Annotated in this window: 22 protein-coding genes, 7 tRNA genes and 1 rRNA gene; 28 read left to right on the top strand and 2 right to left on the bottom strand. The window is 40.4% G+C overall.

What is annotated here, in order from left to right; all coding sequences use genetic code 11:
• From AC1TPB_RS22170 to AC1TPB_RS22135, 8 genes are all read left to right on the top strand, one after another.
• A 23S ribosomal RNA gene (locus AC1TPB_RS22170) occupies positions 1-105 on the top strand; the annotation flags it as partial.
• Positions 106-299: 194 nt separating this feature from the next.
• Positions 300-376: transfer RNA gene (locus AC1TPB_RS22165), tRNA-Met, on the top strand.
• Between the two features lie 5 nt (positions 377-381).
• Positions 382-457 (top strand) — tRNA-Val (locus AC1TPB_RS22160).
• Between the two features lie 20 nt (positions 458-477).
• Positions 478-553 (top strand) — tRNA-Met (locus tag AC1TPB_RS22155).
• 27 nt (positions 554-580) lie between these two features.
• Positions 581-657 (top strand) — tRNA-Asp (locus tag AC1TPB_RS22150).
• Positions 658-676: 19 nt separating this feature from the next.
• Positions 677-752 (top strand) — tRNA-Phe (locus AC1TPB_RS22145).
• Positions 753-765: 13 nt separating this feature from the next.
• A tRNA-Tyr gene (locus AC1TPB_RS22140) sits at positions 766-850 on the top strand.
• Between the two features lie 15 nt (positions 851-865).
• Positions 866-941, top strand: a tRNA-Lys gene (locus AC1TPB_RS22135).
• Positions 942-1,087: 146 nt separating this feature from the next.
• Here the strand turns inward: AC1TPB_RS22135 and ssuE are convergent.
• Entirely contained in the window at positions 1,088-1,627 is a 540-nt protein-coding gene (gene ssuE / locus AC1TPB_RS22130; RefSeq protein ID WP_482078473.1) for an NADPH-dependent FMN reductase, read from the bottom strand.
• Between the two features lie 464 nt (positions 1,628-2,091).
• On the opposite strand from ssuE, the gene AC1TPB_RS22125 reads away from it, so the two are divergent.
• From AC1TPB_RS22125 to AC1TPB_RS22030, 20 genes are all read left to right on the top strand, one after another.
• The gene (locus tag AC1TPB_RS22125; RefSeq protein WP_482078472.1) at positions 2,092-3,213 is read left to right on the top strand and encodes a PucR family transcriptional regulator; all 1,122 of its coding nucleotides are present in this window, start codon (positions 2,092-2,094) and stop codon (positions 3,211-3,213) included.
• Positions 3,214-3,301: 88 nt separating this feature from the next.
• Positions 3,302-4,423: an ABC transporter ATP-binding protein gene (locus AC1TPB_RS22120; RefSeq protein WP_482078471.1), complete on the top strand. Its 1,122-nt coding sequence runs from the start codon at positions 3,302-3,304 to the stop codon at positions 4,421-4,423.
• A 166-nt stretch (positions 4,424-4,589) separates the two neighbouring features.
• On the top strand, positions 4,590-5,528 hold the full coding sequence (gene hprK / locus AC1TPB_RS22115; protein ID WP_482064643.1) for an HPr(Ser) kinase/phosphatase: 939 nt from the start codon (positions 4,590-4,592) through the stop codon (positions 5,526-5,528).
• A gap of 75 nt (positions 5,529-5,603) precedes the next feature.
• A complete protein-coding gene (lgt, locus tag AC1TPB_RS22110; protein WP_482078477.1) occupies positions 5,604-6,713 on the top strand; it encodes a prolipoprotein diacylglyceryl transferase in 1,110 nt (369 codons plus the stop codon).
• A 35-nt stretch (positions 6,714-6,748) separates the two neighbouring features.
• Positions 6,749-7,402, top strand: a complete 654-nt coding sequence (gene ppaX / locus AC1TPB_RS22105) for a pyrophosphatase PpaX (RefSeq protein WP_482064644.1) — start codon at positions 6,749-6,751, stop codon at positions 7,400-7,402.
• A 1-nt stretch (position 7,403) separates the two neighbouring features.
• Complete coding sequence (locus AC1TPB_RS22100) at positions 7,404-7,895, top strand: acyltransferase (RefSeq protein ID WP_482078470.1); 492 nt, start codon at positions 7,404-7,406, stop codon at positions 7,893-7,895.
• A gap of 169 nt (positions 7,896-8,064) precedes the next feature.
• A complete protein-coding gene (locus AC1TPB_RS22095; protein WP_482078469.1) occupies positions 8,065-9,267 on the top strand; it encodes an ATP phosphoribosyltransferase regulatory subunit in 1,203 nt (400 codons plus the stop codon).
• Positions 9,267-9,911 carry an ATP phosphoribosyltransferase gene (gene hisG / locus AC1TPB_RS22090; RefSeq protein WP_482064647.1) on the top strand — a complete coding sequence of 215 codons (645 nt, stop codon included), beginning with the start codon at positions 9,267-9,269 and terminating at the stop codon, positions 9,909-9,911. Before AC1TPB_RS22095 ends, hisG begins: the two co-directional genes overlap by 1 nt.
• 119 nt (positions 9,912-10,030) lie before the next feature.
• Positions 10,031-11,317: a histidinol dehydrogenase gene (hisD, locus tag AC1TPB_RS22085; RefSeq protein WP_482078476.1), complete on the top strand. Its 1,287-nt coding sequence runs from the start codon at positions 10,031-10,033 to the stop codon at positions 11,315-11,317.
• A 114-nt stretch (positions 11,318-11,431) separates the two neighbouring features.
• On the top strand, positions 11,432-12,031 hold the full coding sequence (gene hisB / locus AC1TPB_RS22080) for an imidazoleglycerol-phosphate dehydratase HisB (RefSeq protein WP_482064648.1): 600 nt from the start codon (positions 11,432-11,434) through the stop codon (positions 12,029-12,031).
• Between the two features lie 351 nt (positions 12,032-12,382).
• A complete protein-coding gene (hisH, locus tag AC1TPB_RS22075) occupies positions 12,383-13,000 on the top strand; it encodes an imidazole glycerol phosphate synthase subunit HisH (RefSeq protein WP_482078468.1) in 618 nt (205 codons plus the stop codon).
• A 298-nt stretch (positions 13,001-13,298) separates the two neighbouring features.
• Positions 13,299-14,057: an imidazole glycerol phosphate synthase subunit HisF gene (hisF, locus tag AC1TPB_RS22070; protein WP_482078467.1), complete on the top strand. Its 759-nt coding sequence runs from the start codon at positions 13,299-13,301 to the stop codon at positions 14,055-14,057.
• Positions 14,054-14,719, top strand: coding sequence for a bifunctional phosphoribosyl-AMP cyclohydrolase/phosphoribosyl-ATP diphosphatase HisIE (gene hisIE, locus AC1TPB_RS22065; protein ID WP_482078466.1), 666 nt, complete (start codon positions 14,054-14,056; stop codon positions 14,717-14,719). The genes hisF and hisIE overlap by 4 nt, the downstream gene beginning before the upstream one ends.
• 127 nt (positions 14,720-14,846) lie before the next feature.
• A complete protein-coding gene (locus tag AC1TPB_RS22060; protein WP_482064652.1) occupies positions 14,847-15,797 on the top strand; it encodes a ribose-phosphate diphosphokinase in 951 nt (316 codons plus the stop codon).
• Between the two features lie 138 nt (positions 15,798-15,935).
• Complete coding sequence (locus AC1TPB_RS22055) at positions 15,936-17,678, top strand: tetratricopeptide repeat protein (protein WP_482078465.1); 1,743 nt, start codon at positions 15,936-15,938, stop codon at positions 17,676-17,678.
• A gap of 203 nt (positions 17,679-17,881) precedes the next feature.
• Positions 17,882-18,832: an ROK family glucokinase gene (locus tag AC1TPB_RS22050; RefSeq protein ID WP_482078464.1), complete on the top strand. Its 951-nt coding sequence runs from the start codon at positions 17,882-17,884 to the stop codon at positions 18,830-18,832.
• 13 nt (positions 18,833-18,845) lie between these two features.
• Complete coding sequence (gene rapZ, locus AC1TPB_RS22045; RefSeq protein WP_482078463.1) at positions 18,846-19,733, top strand: RNase adapter RapZ; 888 nt, start codon at positions 18,846-18,848, stop codon at positions 19,731-19,733.
• Positions 19,734-19,745: 12 nt separating this feature from the next.
• Entirely contained in the window at positions 19,746-20,732 is a 987-nt protein-coding gene (locus AC1TPB_RS22040) for a gluconeogenesis factor YvcK family protein (RefSeq protein WP_482078462.1), read from the top strand.
• Positions 20,733-20,738: 6 nt separating this feature from the next.
• Positions 20,739-21,680 carry a DNA-binding protein WhiA gene (whiA, locus tag AC1TPB_RS22035; RefSeq protein WP_482064657.1) on the top strand — a complete coding sequence of 314 codons (942 nt, stop codon included), beginning with the start codon at positions 20,739-20,741 and terminating at the stop codon, positions 21,678-21,680.
• A gap of 102 nt (positions 21,681-21,782) precedes the next feature.
• Complete coding sequence (locus AC1TPB_RS22030) at positions 21,783-22,052, top strand: HPr family phosphocarrier protein (protein ID WP_258202682.1); 270 nt, start codon at positions 21,783-21,785, stop codon at positions 22,050-22,052.
• A gap of 250 nt (positions 22,053-22,302) precedes the next feature.
• Here the strand turns inward: AC1TPB_RS22030 and AC1TPB_RS22025 are convergent, their stop codons facing one another.
• Positions 22,303-23,238 (bottom strand): L-lactate dehydrogenase, encoded by a 936-nt coding sequence (locus AC1TPB_RS22025; RefSeq protein ID WP_482078461.1) that lies wholly within the window; start codon positions 23,236-23,238, stop codon positions 22,303-22,305.
• Positions 23,239-23,240: the final 2 nt, after the last annotated feature.

The raw sequence follows: 23,240 nt of genomic DNA, 5'->3' as shown, positions 1-23,240 counted from the left end.
CCCAATTAGTAAGACCCCTTGAAGACGACGAGGTTGATAGGTTCGGGGTGTAAGTGTAGCAATACATGTAGCTGACGAATACTAATCGGTCGAGGGCTTATCCTACAATTTTTCTAGACGGAGCGTAAGCGAAGATAGAAAAATACATCGGAAGCATAGATTCAAATGATTCACTTTGGAGTTTTACCTTTCACATCCAGTTTTGAGGGCGCAAACCCTTGTATTTCAACTATAATTTTACCGAAAAGTATAGTTGACAAGTTCATCTCAATCCAGTAAGATGGACAAGTCTCAAATGTGGCGGTGTAGCTCAGCTGGCTAGAGCGTACGGTTCATACCCGTGAGGTCGGGGGTTCGATCCCCTTCGCCGCTACCACAAATGGAGGATTAGCTCAGCTGGGAGAGCATCTGCCTTACAAGCAGAGGGTCGGCGGTTCGAACCCGTCATCCTCCACCATAAAAATTTCAAAATATTAGCGCGGGGTGGAGCAGTTGGCAGCTCGTCGGGCTCATAACCCGAAGGTCACAGGTTCAAGTCCTGTCCCCGCAACCAATTTTTATGGAAACTTTTCAATAATACGGAGCTGTGGTGTAGTGGCCCAACATGCCTGCCTGTCACGCAGGAGATCGCGAGTTCGAATCTCGTCAGCTCCGCCATTTAATTTCTATTATGTTTGGCTCGGTAGCTCAGTCGGTAGAGCAAAGGACTGAAAATCCTTGTGTCGGCGGTTCGATTCCGTTCCGAGCCACCATTTTTACAACCGTGGAGGATTAGTGAAGTGGCTAAACACGGCAGACTGTAAATCTGCTCTCTTCGAGTTCGGTGGTTCGAATCCATCATCCTCCACCACTTCTATTTTAATAGGAGCCATTAGCTCAGTTGGTAGAGCACCTGACTTTTAATCAGGGTGTCGAAGGTTCGAGTCCTTCATGGCTCACCAGTTATTAATCGAACAGAGAGGGAAACCTCTCTTTTTTTGATTTTAAAATGCATTTAACTTATAATTCTACTTTTTGAATTATCTCTTAAAAGGGGAGGTCGCCTGGTCATTCTCACAATGACTAAGCGACCTCCCCTTTTTGTATATTACTGTAAGTACTTCTTAAGCTCTTGAACGATTTCTGAAAGGCGAAGTTCTGTGTCCGCATCTAATGTAAATACATATTCACCAGTTTCAAGCTGCTCACGATTAACGGCAGTATCTGTAGCGTACATGCTCTTCGTATATTGTCGTGCACCCATAGAAGCGAGCACAGGTTTCAAGGAATAATCGATAGCGAGTAGATGGGACATTGATCCTGCGATAAAGACAGGTGTAATAATTTTGCCTTCGAATCCTTTTTGCGGCAGTAAATCAATATATGCTTTTAATACACCCGTAAATGAAGCTTTGTATACTGGACTTGCAATAATAACAGCATCTGCCTGTTCAATTAGCTCATTAGCAGCGATAATATGTGGGCTATTGAAGCGTGTATATACTAGATCCTCCGGGGGAAGATCTACTACATTAACAGCAGCAGTTTGAAATCCAGCTTCGGTTAATGCTTGACGAATGTAGTTAGTCATACCGTTAAGGCGTGAGCTAGCGTTTGGACTACCTGATAAAATAACAACTTTAGACATGATTGTATAGTGTCCTCCTAAAACTTTTTATAATCTAAATAATAAGCTTCCTGTTAATAAAAAGTAGCTTCGAAAGCGTAGACCTAAAACTTTTTATAATCTAAATAATAAGCTTCTTGTTAATAAAAAGTAGCTTCGAAAGCGTAGACCTAAAACTTTTTATAATCTAAATAATAAGCTTCCTGTTAATAAAAAGTAGCTTCGAAAGCGTAGACCTAAAACTTTTTATAATCTAAATAATAAGCTTCCTGTTAATAAAAGTGGCTTCGGAAGTTTAGAACTATATAATTAGATCTATATAAGTGCATGTTAGTTTTGAACTTCATCTATAAGTGTATAAACTGTTATCAAGCGTATCATGAACTAGCGATAAGGGTCAAGAAACAAGAACAGAGCTTTTATGTATCCGGCACTAATTAATATGGTACAATGACGGAAACTGCAGCAATGGGAGAGTGTCTAGTATGGGCGTTATAGATATGACCAAACAATTAGAACAAATATTGAATTGTTCTGTTATACGCAGCAATAGAAGTTTGGAGGATATTGCCCTATTTATGGGACCTTCGTACGAGAATGCTATTATAGAAAAGGGACAGTATATAGAAGGAAATTATGATTGTTGGTTAGTTATGGATTTATTTGCAGAGTATTGTGAGGTCATTGAGTTTCAGCAGAAAACTTTGAGTACAACAGAAATGCAGCTCATTGCAATACTATTATTGAATAGAACAAGTGTTACGCTTGATAACCAATATGCAGGAATGACGAAGATTGAGAAGCAGGCAACGAAATTAGGCGAATGGCTTCAGAGTCAAATGGATGCTCATGCAACGAGGTCGAATATACCTGAGCATCTTATTATGTCAAGCTCCTTGTATCACGAAATGGTTCCTATTCTACTAATTGCTGATAGCTCTATACAATCCCATAGTAGTTACTCAGAGCTAGACAAGCTCCTTCGCTCTTTTCTATCTGAAGATGTTCTGCTTATTCCACTGCCGAATGATGAGTGGTTAATATGGGGACCGACTTCATTGCTTAGAGATGATGATTCCTCAGATTCTGATCATATAGATGAGGAGACGCTGGAAGATAGTTTGTCTAATATTGCGCATGGTTTACATGATATGCTAGCTAGTGAATGGATTGGTGAAAGTCAGATCGCCATAACCTATCCGATCGTACCAGCTAAATCGATTATTGAAACAATTGGGCAATTAAGAGAAAGTATTCATATTGGACGCAAATTTCACGTCGGAACCAATATACATTTGCCATGGTTGCTTCAATTAGAAGTATTGCTGCATGCGATACCTGAAGTGCATCGTCAGAAGTATTTAGAGCAATCATTGAAACGTGCAGATCTTTTTGTAGAAACAGAAATGCTAGCTACTTTAGAAACATTTTTCAGCTTGGATTGTAATGTTAGCGAGACAGCCAAGAAATTATATATTCATCGGAATACACTATTATACCGATTAGATAAGCTGAAGCATGAGACAGGACTTGATGTCAGACTGTTCCGTGATGCCGTATTAGTGAAGATTATTTTACTATTGTACAAAGTTACGAAAACACATTAATTTTTTTGTAAAGTATGTGCATAGTCAACTAACCGCACTTAGGATAAGATAAGGACATAAGAAAATTTCACTTTAGGGGGAAATACACATGGCAGGCGTACGTTTAGAAGGACTTTATAAAAAATACCCAGGAAGCGACAAAGCTTCTGTAACTGATGTTAATCTTGATATTAAAGACAAAGAATTTTTGGTACTAGTTGGTCCGTCTGGTTGTGGTAAATCTACAACTCTTCGTATGATCGCTGGTCTTGAAGAAATTTCTGAAGGTAAATTATTCATCGGTGATCGTTTGGTAAACGATGTAGCTCCAAAAGATCGTGACATTGCGATGGTATTCCAATCTTACGCTTTGTATCCACATATGAACGTATACCAAAACATGGCTTTTGGTTTGAAGCTTCGTAAATTCAAAAAAGCTGATATCGACAAACGTGTTCGTGAAGCAGCTGCAATTCTAGATATTACACATTTGTTGGAACGTAAGCCTAAAGCTCTTTCTGGTGGTCAACGTCAGCGTGTTGCACTTGGTCGTGCAATCGTTCGTGAGCCTCAAGTATTCCTTATGGATGAGCCGCTTTCTAACTTGGATGCAAAACTTCGTGGACAAATGCGTGCGGAAATCTCTAAATTGACTAAACGTCTAGAGACTACAACAATTTATGTAACGCATGACCAAATCGAAGCAATGACAATGGGTGATCGTATCGTTGTAATGAAAGATGGTTTCATTCAACAAACAGCTTCTCCTGAAGAACTATACAACCGCCCAGTTAATATCTTTGTTGCTGGTTTCATCGGATCTCCGTCTATGAACTTCATCACTGGCTCAATTACAGAGCAATCTGGCGAAGTTAAGTTCAAAGCTAGTGGTGTAGATGTAGTTGTTCCAGAAGGTAAAGCAGCGACACTTCGTTCTAAAGGATTTATTGGTAAAGAAGTTGTTCTAGGTATTCGTCCGGAGGATCTTCATGAAGAGCCTGTATTCCTAGAAGCTTCACCAAAAACTATCGTTTCAGCTAACATCGAAGTTGCTGAAAACCTTGGTCATGAAATGTACTTATACCTTAACGGTATCGGCACTGATTCTGTAATCGCTCGTGTAGATGGTCGTTCTACTCTACGTGATGGCGCTACAGTTAAACTTGCAATCGACATGAACAAAGTTCATATGTTCGATAAAGAAACAGAACTTAACATTTTCGAAAGCTAAATTATTATTAAAGCCTCACTGCAAACTATTGCAGTGAGGCTTTATATATTCTAGGATATTTTATCCATTGTAAAGAGCCCTAACATTGCGTTTAGGCTCTTTTTGCTATACCATTGAGACATGATATATGATGGTTTATGGATTGTCATTGGAGGAGGAAATAAGTATGCCGAAGAAAGTAAAGGTAGCTGAACTTGTTAGACATTTCCAACTGGAAGTTCTATCGGGGGAAGATGGATTAAAACGATTAATTACCGTAGATGATTTGTATAGACCTGGCTTAGAAATGGCTGGCTATTTTCACTATCACCCAATCGAGCGCATTCAAATATTAGGTCGTACAGAGATTTCATTTATTAGTATGCTTCCGAGTGAAGAAAGACGCGAACGTATGCGCAAAATTTGTTTGGAAGAAACACCATGTATTCTTATTTCTCGCGGTTTGGAAGCACCAGCTGAGCTTATTGAATTTTCTAATGAAACTCAAATCCCTGTATTACGCAGTAATATTGCAACAACGATTCTATCTAGTCGCATTACAGATTTTCTTGAAAATAAATTAGCACCAACTGCCACCATTCATGGTGTACTAGTCGATGTGTATGGTGTAGGTATGCTAATTACTGGCGGTAGTGGTATCGGTAAAAGTGAAACTGCACTAGAATTAGTGAAGCGCGGACATCGATTAATTGCTGATGATGCGGTAGAAATTAGACAAACTTCAGATGGTAAGCTAACGGGTACAGCGCCTGAACTTATTCGTCATTTGCTGGAAATTCGTGGATTAGGTATTATCAATGTAATGACCTTGTTTGGCGCTGGTGCTGTTCGTACACAGAAACGGATTGGACTAGTTATTCGTCTGGAAAATTGGCAACAGGATAAACAATATGATCGTTTGGGACTTGATGAGGAAAAAACACAAATCATTGAGACGCATGTTCCACTTGTAACAATACCTGTAAGACCTGGACGTAACCTCGCTGTCATTATTGAAGTAGCAGCTATGAATTTCCGCTTGAAACGTATGGGCTACAATGCTGCCCTGCAATTTACGAATAAGCTAACGGAAACGATTGCCGATGATATGGAAGATTACGATTGAGTTAGAAGGTAAATGTTATTGCAATACGGTGATTAGAAAGGGTGAATGTAGTTGGAATTAGTGCTAAATCCGATTATGCTAGAAATCGGACCGTTGGTCATTCGTTGGTATGGTGTCATTCTCGCTTTAGGTGTAGTTGCAGGACTATTGTTAATAGTTCAAGAAGGTAAAAGGTTTGGAATTAAGTCTGATTTTTTTATGGATTTAGTATTAATAGGAGCCCCTACTGCAATTATTGCTGCACGGATTTATTATGTAGCATTCCAATGGGATCATTATAAAGATAATTTAATGGATGTATTCAAAATATGGGAAGGCGGCATTGCGATCTATGGCGCAGTAGCAGGGGCGCTTATATGTGGATACTTCTTCAGCAAAGCAAGAGGATATAGTTTCTGGAGAATTGCGGACATTTGCGCACCAGGTCTATTAATTGGTCAAATGATTGGACGTTGGGGTAACTTTGTTAACCAAGAGGCTTATGGTGGTCCAGTAGAGGAATCATTTTTAAGAGATACATTACATATTCCGGGCTTTATTGTAGAGCATATGTATATTGTTAAGGAAGGTGTATTTGTACACCCAACATTTTTGTATGAATCGTTATGGAGCTTAGTGGGACTAGTGATATTGTTTGTCATTCGTCGACGTAATTTCTTACGTGAAGGGGAAATAATCGCTACGTATATTGGTTGGTATTCTATTGGTCGTTTCTTCATAGAGGCGCTACGTACAGATAGTCTTGGCTTTGTTGGTCCAACGTGGTTAGCTAATCTAATTAATGGTTTGTGGACTCCGATGGAGCTTGTATTCCAACAAGGGTATATGTCACCATCATACGGAAATATTCGTAGTTCGCAGTTAGTAGCATTGCTGCTTGTTCTAGGAGCAATTATTTTCATTGTTGTGCGCCGTCTTAATATTAAATCAATTACGTACTACAATGATCCCCTTATTTGTACTAAGGTAGCCGCTGTTGTAGGAGTGGATCAAGTAGCAAATACAAATAGCGATACAAAGAAATCACCAAAGAAAAAAGCTGATAGTACAACTGCTATAGTTGATTCTAAAACGGATTCAACCAAGAAAACTGATAACCAAGGTTCAGATTCGAAGGCAGACCATCATTCTGATGGAGTTAGTCAAGCTGATTCATCAGGTGGAGATAGTGGTGGCGGAGAATAATTAACACAAATGATACGATTAAAGGATGGCATAAAATGAGAGCATACGATACTGTGCTATTTGATTTGGATGGCACAATACTAGATACAAATGAATTAATTATTAGATCATTTATTGAAGCGCTACAAGGTACGGTGGCTGATGATTTTAATCGGGATCATATTATTCCGTCGATGGGAGCACCGTTAGTAGATCAGATGAAACGTTTTTCAGGATTAGATGACGTCGAGCATCTTGTTGTGGCTTATCGTGAAGTTAACTTGCGTCTACATGATGAGTATGTAAAGGCTTTTGATTATGTAATAGAAGTGCTGGAACGTCTACAGACTGCTGGTGTGAAGATAGGTGTAGTAACTACGAAGATGCGTTTAACAACGGATCGTGGATTAGCCTTTGTTGATATCGCCAAATATATGGGGGCAGTCGTTACGATTGATGATGTTGTCAATGCTAAGCCTCATGCTGAGCCTGTTGAGAAGGCATTAGCGTTACTAGGCGTAGGTCCGGAAAAAGCATTGATGGTCGGTGATAGTACGGTAGATATACTGTCAGGCATTAATGCGGGAGTAGATACTGTAGCTGTAGCTTGGTCTATGAAGGGCGAACAGGTGTTGAAAGAAGCAGGAGCGACATATGTCATTCATGATATGCGCGATCTTTATGCGATAGTAGGATTGGAGATTAACTAATTTGCGGAAAATTACTCGGTATCCAGTAGAAGGACCTAATGCATTGTGGCAGGTCTATTCTACAGTGAGTTATTGGAAATCTATTCGTAACTTTATAGCTATTCAACTTGCGCGATACTGCCCTCATCTTCCGCTGAAAAATTGGATCTATCGGCGCATATTAGGTATGAAGGTCGGGAAACATACTGCATTTGCGTTAATGGTAATGGTGGATGTGTTTTTCCCTGAAAAGATTACTGTTGGTAACAATAGCATTATTGGATACAATACGACGATCTTGACGCATGAATATCTTATTAAAGAGTACCGCCTTGGTGAAGTGCATATTGGAGCTAATGTGATGATTGGTGCGAATTGTACGATACTACCAGGCGTTACTATCGGCGATAATGCTGTTATAGCGGCGGGCTCGCTTGTACATAAAGACGTAGTACCCAATAGCTTTGTAGGTGGTAATCCGATGACCGTAATAGCAAAGCAGAGGAACGAGTAAATGATATGCCCTTATTGCAAATATCTGACCATCAGATGTAGCGATAAGGGTATATTTGTATGCACTTGACTTTACTTATTATTACATGCTAAAATAGCAAAAACCTTTATTTTGTTAGCATGGTAATATAGCAACGCTTTAATATGATAAAGAACTGAGGAGAACGGATATGTCTAAGCCTAAAGTATTTGAAAAACCAATTGGTCTAAAGGATTATTTGCCGAGTGTTGTGAAAAAACTTCGTGCAGTTGAACATAAAGTATTGAATTGCATGGAAGGATGGGGCTACGAGCAAATTATTACCCCTACGATTGAGTTTTACGATACGGTCGGTGTCGCAAGCTCAACATCAGATGAGAAGCTATTTAAGTTGTTGAATAATCGCGGTACGACGCTTGTGCTGCGCTCTGATATGACGGCACCTATTGCAAGGGTTGTATCTTCTTTACTGAAAGATCAGCAATTTCCACTACGCTTATCGTATCATGCCAATGTGTTTCGTACGATTGAAGAAGAAGCGGGTCGCGAAGCTGAGTTTTTCCAGACAGGTGTAGAGCTTGTTGGAGATTCTTCGCCTGAGGCTGATGCTGAGGTTGTTGCATTAGCGATTGCTTCATTGAAAGCAGCAGGTGTGAAAAAGTTCAAAATTGCGATTGGCCATGTTGGTTTCTTGAACGGATTACTTGAAGAGGCATTGAAGGATCGTCTAGAGGATCAAGCTTCATTGAAGGAAAAGTTGTTAAGTAGAGATTATGTTGGTTATAGAGATCAGCTTAATGGGCTACAATTAACGGATTCCGTTCGCAAGGAGCTGTCAGATCTTCTGCGCTTACGTGGTGGAGAAGAAATTTGTGAACATGCATTAACAGTAAGCAGTAATGAGACAGCAAGAGAAGCTATTCAACATCTATGTGCGATTTGGGCAGTGCTTGAAGCGTATGGAGTGTGTGAGCATGTTCTCATTGACCTGACGATGATTGGTGACTTCTCCTATTATACAGGTATGACATTTGAAGGCTATGCAGCAGATCTAGGATTCCCGGTAGTAAGTGGCGGACGCTACGATAATTTGTTATCGCAATTCGGTAGACCGGCTCCAGCAACGGGATTTGCTTTGAAAACAACACGAATACTGGAATTACTAGGTAATGAACAAGAGGAACAAACAGACAAGACGTTAATTATATATGATGAGCAAGGTCGCTTAGAAGCGCTGCAGCAAGCTCAAGCATTAAGAAGTGAAGGAATGTATGTCATTACTAGTAAAGTGTCTGAGCTACCGGCAGGATTTGCGTTAGACGGCGAGATGTCATACCAAGGCGTAACGTACACTACGGTGAAGACATATATGGGCGAAGGAGGGAAAGCGTAATGAACGGAAATCATGAAAACGTGCTAAGAGTTGCCATGCCTAAAGGACGTATCTATAAGCAAGCATCCAAATTATTTCGCGATGCAGGGATACCAATTCCGACCGAATATGATGATACTCGTAAATTAATTATTGAACTTCCCGAAGCGAAGATGGAATTCATTATGGCGAAGCCTGTTGATGTTCCGACTTATGTTGAATATGGAGTAACAGATATCGGAATTGTCGGAAAAGATGTATTGATGGAAGAAAATAGAGATGTATACGAACTGCTCGATCTAGGTATTGCGAAATGCCGTATGAGTGTTATTGCCCTGCCAGATTGGAAGCAAACGTTTCATCCTCGAGTGGCGACGAAATATCCGAATGTTGCTTCTGCCTATTTCCGTGAGCTAGGTCAGCAAGTAGAAGTTATTAAATTAAATGGCTCTATCGAGCTAGCTCCAATGATCGGTCTTGCTGATCGCATCGTTGACATGGTCGAAACAGGCCAAACATTGAAAGAGAATGGTTTAGTGGAGCAAACAGAGATTTTCGAAATTACAAGTAGATTGATTGCCAATCGTGTGAGCTATAGAATGAAAAATGAACGTATTCAAAGCTTATGTGATTTGTTACAAGAGACGTTAGCAGCACGAGGTTAACTCATCATTTAGCAGGCAAAGAGTATGATCAATAAGTGATATATAGTATCATTACAGTTAGTGTATCTACATAATAATAAGACTAACTGTGAGTGGAAAGGAAGCATGATGACATGAGTATGCGATTATTAAAGCCTGAACAATTTGGCTTAAAGCGAGAAGTTGAATATGGCACACCAGAGCAAAATGCGGCGGTAGAGCAAATTGTAGCGGGTATTAAAATTAGTGGTGATGAAGCATTATTACAATATACAGAGCAATTCGATCATGTGAAACTAACAGCACAGCAGCTAAGAGTTACCGATGAAGAAATTCAAGCTGCCTATGCTCATGTCGAAGATGATTTTCTTATTGCGATACGTGAAGCAGCTCACAATATCCGGAAATTCCATGAAAAGCAACTGCGCAATTCTTGGATAGATCTGTCACCAGATGGTACGATGTTAGGGCAAATTATGCGACCGTTGAAGCGGGTAGGGGTCTATGTACCAGGTGGTAAAGCAGCATATCCTTCATCTGTATTGATGAATGTCATTCCGGCGCAAGTAGCTGGCGTTCCTGAAATCGTAATGGTCACTCCACCGTCAACTGGCGGCAAGGAAGGTATTGATCCTTATATCCTTGTAGCGGCAGCGGAAGCGGGTGTAAAGGAACTATATCGCGTTGGTGGTGCGCAAGCGATTGCGGCATTAGCTTATGGAACAGAAAGTATTACTCCAGTTGATAAAATATGCGGTCCAGGTAATATTTATGTTGCACTAGCTAAACGTACTGTATTTGGCGTTGTCGATATTGATAGCATTGCAGGACCTAGTGAAATTGTTGTATTAGCAGATGATACGGCTGATGTTCAATATATTGCTGCGGATCTACTTTCACAGGCTGAGCATGATGAGATGGCTTCTGCTATTCTAGTTACGCCATCTGTTGCGCTTGCTGAGGCGGTTATTGAAGAGGTGGAACGTCAGCTTGCGACATTGCCGCGTCATGATATTGCTCGAGCTTCCATTGATCAATATGGAGCTGTGTTACTAACAGAAAGCATTGAAGAAGGTATTAAAGTAGTGAATCAGCTTGCTCCGGAGCATCTTGAAATTATTACGGAAGATCCGATGAGCTTGTTAGCGTCTATTGAAAATGCAGGAGCGATCTTCCTTGGACCGTACAGTTCAGAGCCTGTGGGAGATTACTTCGCAGGACCGAATCATATTATTCCAACGAATGGAACGGCACGTTTCTCATCTCCTGTTAATGTAGACGACTTCTTGAAGAAATCAAGCTTAATCTACTATAGCAAACAAGCGTTAATGAGCAATGGAGACAAAATTATGACGCTTGCTCGTCATGAGGGGCTAGAAGGACATGCTCGCGCGATCGAAATGCGTTTGAATAAAGAAAGACAATAACCTATTTGCTAGCTTGTAGATGCCTATATAAAGCGTCTGTAAGCTAGCTTAACTTGGATGGAACGGATAAACCTACTTGAAAGCAAACATATAATAGAAAGAGGATGATTATAGATGACAGCACAATCTACTCGCGAAGCTTCTATTGTTCGCACAACGAAAGAAACAGATATTAAATTAGCCTTTAATGTTGATGGTCAAGGAGAATCAACTATTCAGACGGATGTTCCATTCCTTAATCATATGCTTGATGCATTTACGAAGCATGGTCATTTCAATTTGAATGTTGATGCAAGGGGTGATATTGAAATAGACGATCACCATACAGTTGAAGATATCGGCATTGTGCTTGGTCAAGCATTGCTGCAATCGCTAGGGGACAAATCCGGTATTAAGCGCTGTGCAAGTGTATTTGTTCCAATGGACGAAGCGTTAGCGCAAGTTATTGTTGATATTAGTAATCGCCCACACTTTGAATATCGTGCCCAGTATCCAGCTGCCCAAGTAGGAAGCTTTGCGGTTGATCTGGTTCATGAGTTTCTATGGAAATTCGCGCTAGAATCACGGATTACATTGCATGTTATCGTACATTATGGTTCTAATACGCATCATATGATTGAAGCTATATTCAAAGCATTAGGAAGAGCATTGGACGAAGCGACTAGTATTGATCCGAGGGTAAAGGGAGTTCCTTCCACAAAAGGCATCCTTTAATAAGGAAGTTCAAAAAATGGACTTTGATAACGATGGGTATGCTGACGTAGCATATTCGACATCGCATCTGAAGCGCTACTTGGAAAGTACGGTTCGCATGTACCAATAACGTACATTTGCGCTTCCGCCTTTCTCAAGTAGCGTTTCACCTGCTCGGTTCTGAAAGCCCACTTTTTGAACCTTCTTTGGAAGCCTATTGTAGGGGATGAAGAGTGAGAATAAGGAAAAAAGATTCCTTATTAGAGGAAGCTCAAAACATCCGACTGTGATCACGATGTAATACTGCGTAGATGATTTGGCGACGAATATGGAGCGAACACGCTCTACCTAGATAGAAAGTGGGATTTAACGATGATCGCAATTATTGACTATGGGATGGGTAATTTGCATTCTGTAAGTAAGGCAGTTGAGCGTCTGGGCTATGAAACGGTAGTAACAGGGGATGCTAACGCGATTATGTCTGCAGATGCTGTTATATTACCAGGAGTTGGCGCCTATGGTGATGCTATGCAGCATTTGCGTGAGACTGGACTTGCTGAGGTAACAAAGCAGTTTGCTGCAACGGGTAAGCCTTTGCTTGGTATCTGTCTAGGGATGCAATTGTTATTTGAGCAGAGCGAGGAATATGGTATACATCCAGGTCTTGGTCTGCTGCAAGGTGAAGTTATTCGCTTTAAGGGGGATTTCAAAATTCCCCATATGGGCTGGAATATGTTGCAGTTTTTGCAGCAATCCCCATTGTTTCATAACTTAACGGAAGGGCATGTATATTTCGTTCATTCGTATCATGTGCTACCGACTAATAAAGACAAATTGCTAGCGACTGGAGATTATTACGGACCGGTAACGGCAATCGTCGGCAAAAACAATATATACGGTATGCAATTTCACCCCGAAAAAAGTGGTGAGCTGGGCATGCAATTATTAAAAAACTTCTTAGCAATAGGTAGTTCAAAAAGCAGACTTTGATAACGATGATTATGCTATCGTAGCTTAGTCGACATCGCATATGAAGCTAATTTCCGAAAATACGGTTCGCATGTACCAATAACGTACACTTGCGCTTCCGCTTTTCAAAAATTTTCTCCATCTGCTCGGTTCTGAAAGCCCGCTTTTTGAACTTTTATTTTAAGCCTCGTGCAAGGGATTAAAAGACTTGTGCAAAAGATTAAAAGCCACGAGCAAGAACCATGGTCGCTCGTGTACTTGCAACGTACACGTTGCTGGGTAACTCGGGAAGTTGCAGAAAAAAATAGGAGGGGTAACGATGCTGGCTAAGAGAATTATTCCATGTCTCGATGTTAAGGATGGTCGTGTTGTAAAGGGAGTTAATTTCGTTAATTTGCGTGATGCTGGAGATCCTGTTGAACTAGCTGCAACGTACGATCAAGAGGGGGCTGATGAGCTAGTATTTCTTGATATTTCAGCTTCTGTAGAAGGACGTGCAACGATGATTGAGGTCGTTCGTCGTACGGCAGGGGAAATTACAATTCCATTTACAGTTGGTGGCGGGATATCAAGTGTTGATGATATGACACGTATATTGCGCGCCGGGGCAGATAAGATCGGGATTAATACGGCGGCTGTGCTTACACCTGAACTGATTACGGAAGGGTCACGCCGATTTGGAGCGCAATGTATCGTTGTTGCCATTGATGCTCGTTATAATAAAGAATGGCAGGACTGGGAAGTATATACACATGGCGGTCGCAAGCCGACGGGTATGCATGCTGTTGAATGGGCTCGCAAGGTTGAAGAACTTGGAGCAGGTGAAATATTGCTAACAAGTATGGATGCAGATGGTACGAAGGATGGCTTTGATATTGGCTTAACAAAAGCTGTTGCAGATGCGGTAGGCATTCCTGTTATCGCTTCAGGTGGAGCGGGTAAGGTTGAGCACTTTGCTGAAGTATTCAAAGAAGCAAATGCAGATGCCGGGCTTGCAGCGACAATATTCCACTACAAGGAAATGACAATAGCTGAAGTGAAGGAAGATCTGCGTTCAAAAGGAGTAGAGGTACGATGAGTTTGAACGATATTAAATGGGATAGTAACGGGTTAGTACCCACAGTTGTCCAGGATGCGCAAAGTAAAGAAGTGCTTATGCTTGCTTATATGAATGAACAATCATTATCGTTGTCTCAGGAGTCAGGCTACACTTGGTTCTGGAGCCGTTCTCGTAATGAACTATGGAATAAAGGCGCAACTAGCGGGCATAAGCAACGTATTGTAAGTATGTCTTATGATTGTGATGGTGACACTTTGCTTGTTAAGGTGATTCAGTCGGGTCCTGCCTGTCATACAGGTAGCTATAGCTGCTTTACGAATGAGCTTGAAATTGCTGATCAGCAAAGCGCACAACATGCACTAGTCAAGCAAGACCGTTTCAGTATGCTGACTCAGCTTGAGCAAACTATTGCACAGCGTCATGCTGAGCGTCCAGCAGGAACGTATACGACTTATTTATTCGACAAAGGTGTCGACAAAATTTTGAAGAAAATTGGCGAAGAAAGTGCGGAAGTTATTATCGCTACGAAAAATGATGATAATGATGAATTACGCTCAGAAGCGACCGATCTTATATACCATCTTTCGGTGTTAATGCGCGAGCGTGGGCTATCTTGGGATGATATTATGAGCGAGCTAAAATCGCGTGAAGGCAAGCAAACAACGAATAAAATGCGATAGTTTTTATTATTGTCGAAAAAAAGTATTAATCTCTTTTTGAATTATTGACAAATCAATGTATAATAAGACAAGAAGTAAGCTCATGTTTACATTTAATTTATATGGTTGAAACGCTCAGGAGGGTATCATGTTAAGCGACAAGGTGCGTATATTTTCGGGTTCATCCAATCCCGCTCTAGCTCAAAAGATTAGTGAACAACTTGGTGTACCGTTAGGGGCTATCAAACTTTCCCGCTTTAAGAGTGGTGAGATTTATGTCCACTATGAAGAGACGATTCGGAATTGTGATGTGTTCCTAGTACAATCTTTTTCTCATCCGATCAACGAGCACTTCATAGAATTGCTAGTTATGATCGATGCTGCGAAGCGTGCTTCAGCGCGTACGATTAATATTATTATGCCGTACTATGGCTATGCTCGTCAGGAGAGAAAAGCAGCTCCACGCGAACCAATCTCAGCTAAAATGTTAGCTGATGTATTAACGACTGTAGGAGCTACACGTGTAGTGACAATCGATTTACATGCACCGGCAATTCAAGGTTTCTTCAATATTCCAGTTGACCACTTGACGGCATTAGATCTTATTAGTTCTTATCTACAATCTAAGAATATTAAGAACCCGGTTGTGGTTTCACCAGATGCTGGTCGTGCATCTACAGCAGAAAAGCTAGCGAACTATTTGGATACATCATTTGCTATTATGATTAAAAAGCGTACGGCACACAATGAATCATCGATTACTCATGTTATTGGTGATGTTGCAGGTCAGACGCCAATCATTATTGAAGATATGATTGATACTGGTAGTACGATTGTTAATGTTGTGGAAAGCTTGAAGGAACACGGCGCTGAAGATGTGTATGTATGTGCGACCCACCCGTTATTCTCAGGTAATGCGATTACGAGATTAGATCACCCTAGTATCAAAGAAGTGATCGTAACCGATACTATTGCTTTACCAGAAAATACGCCAGATCGCTTCAAGATTCTGACAGTGGCACCACTATTAGCGGAAGCTACGAAAATTATTTTGGATGGTGGATCAATTAGTACACTATTCAAAAATAATGGTGTCTAGTAGCAGCGTTTCAAAAAAATGAGTTAAACATATAAGCCGCGGACGACTAGTCATCCGCGGTTTTTGTTTTCCAATTGTAGTTTTCAAGAGCGACTATGTTATAATCGAATCACTACAGAAGAAGGAGGTGCCTTGTTGATGAATAGAAACAAAAAGGTAGTAGGAGAAAATCGTAACATTATATCGATACAAATGGATGCTAACTTTTTCTATGAGCGAGCACTGCGCTCCTTGGATAGATTTCACTATGACAAGGCACTCAAATATTTTCAAAGAGCCGTCGATTATGAGCCAAGCAATCCTATTAACTATTGCAACATAGCCGGTGTATTATCGGAAATAGGTAAATACGGTGAATCCAATCACATTTTACAAAAAGTAATTGATGAAATAGATCCGAGTATGACGGAATGTCATTTCTACATGGCGAATAATTTTGCGAATATGGAGTTTTTTGAAGATGCTGAACGAGAGCTTATTCAATATTTGCAAAAAGACGAGGAAGGTCAATATTTAGAGGAAGCTGAAGAGATGATTGAATATCTTGAGCTAGAGCTTGAACGACCGACTTCAATAACGAAAGTAAAAGCAAGGGCAGGCGTCTATGAACATATTCACGCGCGTGAGTTGCTTGAGAAGGGTCAGTATGCTGACGCTATCCAATTACTTCAGACGATAACGAAAGAAAATCCTGATTTCCTTGCTGCACGTAACAATTTGGCGTTAGCGTATTATTATGTTGGCTTCAAAGCGGAAGGGAAACAAGCGATTGAAGAAGTTCTGATCGAGGAGCCTGGCAACTTGCATGCACTTTGCAATCTGGCATTGTTCTATCATTACGAAGGTGAAACAAGCGCACTGCATGCTTTACTGCAAACGTTGAAAAATATTGATCCCTTTTATCAAGAGCACACGTTCAAGATGGCTACTACAATGGGCATTTTGAAGGAGCATCGGATTGCACTTCGTCACTTTTCTCGGCTAATTAGAGAAGGCGAAGCGAAGAAAGATACTTGTGTCTATCATTTTGCAGCTATAGCGGCTTGTAATATTGCAAAGTATGATGTAGCCAAAAAATATTGGGAAATGTATAAGGCGATGGATGAACAATCCTCCATTCCGCAATATTTTTTGAAATTATTAAATATTATTAAGCATGAACCATTGAAATCGTCTCTTACCTATAGTTTTTATCATTCAGTTGAAGAGCAAATGGCAGCATGGGAGCATCAGGCCTCTGAACGTGGAGTAGCTATTGAACCACAATTGTTGAAAGCATTTTTCTATTGGGCACTGCAACATGGTAATTACGCTGCAAAGCTGAAAAGTATTCAAGCAATGGAGTCTTATGCAGATGAACAAGTAGCTATAGTGATGAGGCAGTTTCTATTGTTACCGGATGAAGATGATTATTTGAAACAAATTGCAATGTTTGTTCTTCGTTCGATGGGTGTGAATGAAGCATTCCACGTGATGATTAGTGGACAAAAAATAAATGTTGAAGCTGAGCGCGTACCTGCTATGCCATCTCCGGAGCTAATATATGCTGATCTGAACTGGGAAGAAGTTGCTCAACTTGCCATTACCAAAACGGCAAAGTATTTTAATGTAATAGAGCAGCATGATATGATTACGTTGTGGATTAACTTCTTAAGTAAAAGCTCCAGAACTGCACCGAAGTTGAATAAAATTGAAGCTTGGGCTGCAGCGATAGAGTATTTAACTGCAAAAATGTACAATCGATCGGTTACGTATCATGATGTTGCCCTTCGTTATGGCACGAGTATTTCTACAGTTAGCAAGCGTGTCAAACAAATTGATGAAATATGTGAAGTGAAGAGAAAGATGAAATCAATGGCATATTCTTGGATGATGACATGAAAGAAGTGCAACAAGCAGCAACCTTAATCTAGTAGTATTCGAGCGGCTGAAAAGACTATGCTATGTGAGAAAATCCATAGGCAATAGTCTTTTACTGTTTATAATATGGTAATATTAGATGGTAATTTACGATGCTTGACCATTGCGTTTACAACGCTTATAGTTGAAATGGAACTTTATATTATGAACGAGGTGACTTTGTCATGTCTGAAAAAATTTATGTTGGTGTTGACGTTGGCGGTACAACTGTAAAGCTAGGAATTTGTAATTCAGAAGGTACATTATTACAAACATATGAAGGACCAACAGAGGTTAACAAAGGATCAGATGCTATTCTTCATAATATTGCACAGTACGTCCAATTAATTGTTGAACAATCTGATTATGAATGGGAGCAAGTCAGCGGTGTTGGTATTGGTATCGCAGGCTTCTTAGATATCCCTAATGGAATAATAAAGCAATCACCGAATTTAAATCTAAATAATGTTGATCTTAAAGGCTTTTTGGAGAGAGAGCTTAATACAATAATAAGAGTAAACAATGATGCAAACGTTGCAGCGCTAGGAGAAGCTTGGGCTGGAGCGGGGCGTGGTATTGCCAATTGCGTAATGTATACACTTGGTACAGGCGTTGGTGGTGGAATTATTATTGACGGTAAAATTGTAGAAGGGTTCCAAAGCGTTGCCGGCGAGATCGGTCATATGGCCATCGTACCGGATCTTGAAGCAATTCAATGTGGCTGCAGTAAAATGGGTTGCCTCGAAACCGTTTCTTCTGCTACAGGTATTATTCGTATGGCTAAGGAAGCCGTTGCACGCGGGGATCGTACTTCTCTAGTAGATGTTGAAGAAATTATGGCTAAAGACGTTCTTGATGCAGCGAAAGCAGGCGATGAAGTAGCAACGCGTATCGTTGCGCGCGCAGCTTATTACCTTGGTCGTTCTATGGCAATGATGTCCGTTATTTTGAATCCAGAATATTACATTATCGGTGGTGGCGTTGCTAAAGCTGGTGATTTCTTATTTGATCAGATTAAAGAAGTATTTGAAAAATATACGCAAGAAGCTTCGAAAACCAGTGTTAAGATTGTACCTGCGGTGCTAGGAAATAACGCTGGTGTAGTTGGCGCTGCTGGTCTAATTCTAAGAGGATAGTAGGTGTTGCTAGGTGGGAGCGACAACGACTTTGTCACAACTTGTTATTATTACTGGGATGTCTGGTGCAGGAAAAACAATTGCGGTTCAAAGCTTAGAGGATCTAGGCTTTTTCTGCGTAGACAATTTACCACCAGTGCTTATTCCAAAATTTGCTGAATTGATCGAGCAGTCCAATGGAAAAATCGGCAAAGTAGCTTTAGTTATCGATTTGCGTGGTCGAGAATTTTTTACATCTCTATCTGAATCGCTTGATTATATAAGTGAGCATCATACAATTAATTCTGAAATTTTATTTCTAGATGCGAAGGACGAAACACTTATTCAGCGCTATAAGGAAAGTAGACGTAGACATCCCATGTCTCAGCATAGTATGCCATTAGAAGGTATACGCGCAGAACGAACATTGTTAGAGGATTTGAAAGGAAAAGCTTCATTAGTTATTAATACTAGCGATCTGAAGCCGGCCATGCTGAAGGAACGTATTATTAATCATTTTGGTCAGATGCAATCCAAATCTTTAACGGTAAATATTACTTCTTTTGGATTCAAATACGGTATACCACTGGATGCAGATCTCGTATTTGATGTACGTTTTTTGCCGAATCCACATTATATTGATGAGCTTCGTCCTAACACTGGCAAACATCCTGATGTATTCGAATACGTCATGAAATGGCCAGAAACGCAAAAGTTTTTGGGGAAATTAGTAGATATGTTAGAATATCTTATTCCTCAATATGATGATGAAGGAAAAAGTCAGATCGTAATCGGAATAGGGTGCACGGGTGGAAAGCATCGCTCAGTAGCTATATCTGAGTACTTAGGTACGGCTTTGAAACTTAAAGATTCAGAACAGATTCGAGTTAGTCATCGTGATTCAGAGCGCGACAGGCAGTAATGAGAGGAGAGCATGCTTATCGTGCAGAAGGATGTCGGACGCCCTAAAATAGTTGTAATTGGTGGAGGAACTGGCTTATCGGTTATGTTAAGAGGGCTGAAAGAAAAGCCTTTAGATATTACAGCGATCGTTACTGTTGCTGATGATGGTGGTAGCTCTGGTATTCTACGGAATGAACTACATATCCCTCCACCTGGAGATATTCGAAATGTGTTATCGGCGTTGGCAGATGCGGAGCCATTACTAACGGACGTATTACAATATCGCTTTACATCAGGGACAGGATTAGCGGGCCATAGCTTGGGTAATCTAATGTTAGCAGCGATGACGGATATTTCTGGTGATTTTGTAACGGGCGTGAAGCAGCTTAGTAAAGTTCTAGCTGTAAGAGGAACGGTATTGCCTGCTGCCAATGGTGCAATTGTATTGAAGGCTGAGATGGAAGATGGGACGATTATTACTGGTGAATCGATGATTCCAAAAGCTGGTGGAGCTATTAAGCGTGTCTTTCTAGAACCGCAGGATGTCGAGCCACTGCCAGATGCTGTTGAAGCAATCAAACAGGCGGATGCGATTCTTATCGGTCCAGGAAGTCTTTACACTAGCATCATGCCGAATCTAATGGTTCCTAAGCTAGCGCAAGCTATTGTAGAATCAGCAGCAGTAAAATTATTCGTTTGTAACGTTATGACACAGCCAGGTGAAACTGATAACTATTCTGTTAGTGATCATCTAGATGCGATCTACGATCATATTGGTCATCATTTGTTCGATTATGTTATTGTAAATAATGGTGAAATACCTCCTCACGTAGAAAGTAAATACGCGGAGATAGGTGCAAAAGCAGTGCAACTAGACATTGATGAAGTAACAAAGCGAGGTTATCATGTTATTGCGGATCAACTCGTATTATTCCGTACGTTTTTAAGACATGATGCGGAGCGATTAAGCCATCATATTTACAAACTAGTTGAGAACTGGATGCTTAGAAAGAGGTGAGATGAAATGTCTTTTGCGGCACAGACCAAGAAGGAATTAACGATGATTCAGACAGATAACTGTTGCGAAAGAGCAGAATTAGCAGCTCTTATGCGCATGAACGGATCTGTCAGTTTATCGAGCCGCAAGGTCGTATTAGATATTTCAACGGAAAACGCTGCGATTGCTCGTAGAATATATACACTCGTGAAGAAGCACTTTGAAGTACACGTCGAATTGCTTGTTCGTAAAAAAATGCGCTTGAAAAAGAATAATGTTTATATTGTTCGGATGCCTGAGCGCGTGCAAGAAATATTGAGTGAGTTGAAAATTGTGTCTGAAGGATTTATGTTTACCTCAGAGATAGATAAAGATATTATTAAGAAGAATTGCTGCAAGCGTTCTTATTTACGAGGAGCTTTTCTAGCCGGTGGTTCAGTTAATAATCCAGAAGGATCTTCCTATCATCTAGAGATATCATCGATGTATGAAGCACATTGTAAGTCATTAGTCGATCTTGCTAATAAATTTTATTTGAATGCCAGGTGCATTGAACGCAAAAAGGGGTTTATTTTTTACATCAAAGAGGGCGAGAAAATTATTGAGTTGCTTAACATAATCGGTGCGCATCAAGCCTTATTCAAATTTGAGGACGTAAGGATTATGCGTGATATGCGTAACTCAGTGAATCGAATCGTCAATTGTGAAACTGCTAACTTGAACAAAACGATTGGTGCTGCGGTAAGACAAATCGATAATATAAAGCTTCTTGAAAGAGAATTTGGTCTTGAAAACTTACCTGATAAAATTCGTGAGGTAGCTGAAGTACGCTTACAGCATCCTGATCTGAACTTAACGGAAGTTGGAGAGATGCTTAAAGTGAAAGTAAGTAAGTCGGGTGTTAATCATCGTTTACGCAAAATAGACGAACTTGCTGATAAAATACGAAATGGTTCAACTTTATCCTAGTAGAAACAGTGCGAAAATGGTATAATAATTTGTAAAGCTTTAATTATGAACGATTGTGAATGAATGAATTAGTGATTCAATTATATAGGGGGTATGTTTACCATGGCAAGGCTTCCAGTTGTTGTTCGTCTAAAAACAGGACTACACGCAAGACCAGCGGCATTATTTGTGCAAGAAGCAAACAAATTTTCCTCCGAGGTATTTGTTGAGAAGGACGATAAAAAAGTGAATGCAAAGTCGATTATGGGTATTATGAGTCTTGCAATAAGCTCTGGTACGGAAATTACAATTAGTGCCGAAGGTTCAGATGCTGAACAAGCAGTTAATGGCCTAATTGCATTAGTAAGCAAAGAAGAATTAGAAAATCAATAGTGATGTGGCATAAGCTCATTATGATTGATTTTCGATATGAACTTTGTATGTACAGTCATATGATCGAAAGTTATAGAAGGATACTTGATTATATTCGCATTCGCGGATATAAACAGGTATCCTTTTTGCTTTGGTTAAGGGATGGATCATTACTTAGTAAAAAGTAAAAAGTAAAAAGTCTGCATGAGAAGGGGAAGCGATTTGCTCCCTTCATGCAGACTTTTGTACATGGTGAAACTATAATGATCAATTACATTTTGTTGTAATCAAGTTCAAGATTCAAGCTATCAATCATGCCTTTAAGCTTATTGGCAGATTTCTCAAATAATTGTTGCTCCTCAGGAGTTAAATTCAACTCAAGTGGTTGACGAACACCGCTGCGATCAACGATACATGGAACGCCTAGATAGACATCAGACACACCGCAATAATTATCTAATAATGTAGATACGTTCAATACTGCACCCTCATCATCAAAGATGGCCGTTACAATCCGATCAATCGCGAGTGCAATGGCATAGTAAGTAGAGCCCTTTGCCTCGATGATCTCATAAGCAGCGTCGCGGGTATTCGTGAAAATAATTTGCTTCGTATCATCATGAAGCTCGAGATCTACTCCTGCAACGTTAGCTAAGCTCCATACTGGAAGTTCAGAATCACCATGCTCGCCAATAATATGTGCATGTACACTACGAGGATCGATATTCAATTCTTTACCCAGCAAGTAACGGAATCTTGCGCTATCTAGCAATGTACCAGATCCGATGACACGATGAACTGGCCAACCAGATTTCTTCAGTGCTACATAGCTCATAATATCTACTGGATTTGTTGCGATAAGCAGAATCGCTTCTTGGTTATACGGTAATATTTGTTTAATGATGCTATCAAAAATATCTGCATTACGTTGCAAAAGATCTGTACGAGATTCACCAGGCTTTTGTGCCGCGCCTGCAGTAATAATAATAATGTCCGCACCTACGCAATCAGCATAAGTACCTGCCCATAATTTTGCTCCGCCTACAAATGGCATTCCGTGATTCATATCTAGTGCATCACCTGCTGCTTTTGCGTGATTAGCATCGATAAGAACGAGTTCATCGACGCGATTGCGAAGCAATAGCGTATATGCCGTTGTAGAGCCTACTGCACCTGTGCCGATCATAACAAGTTTACGTGTTTTCATAG

It is taken from the genome of Paenibacillus sp. Y951 (assembly GCF_056786395.1).
The sequence above is the reverse complement of the archived record's forward strand: the minus strand, read 5'-3'. Positions and strand labels throughout refer to the sequence as shown.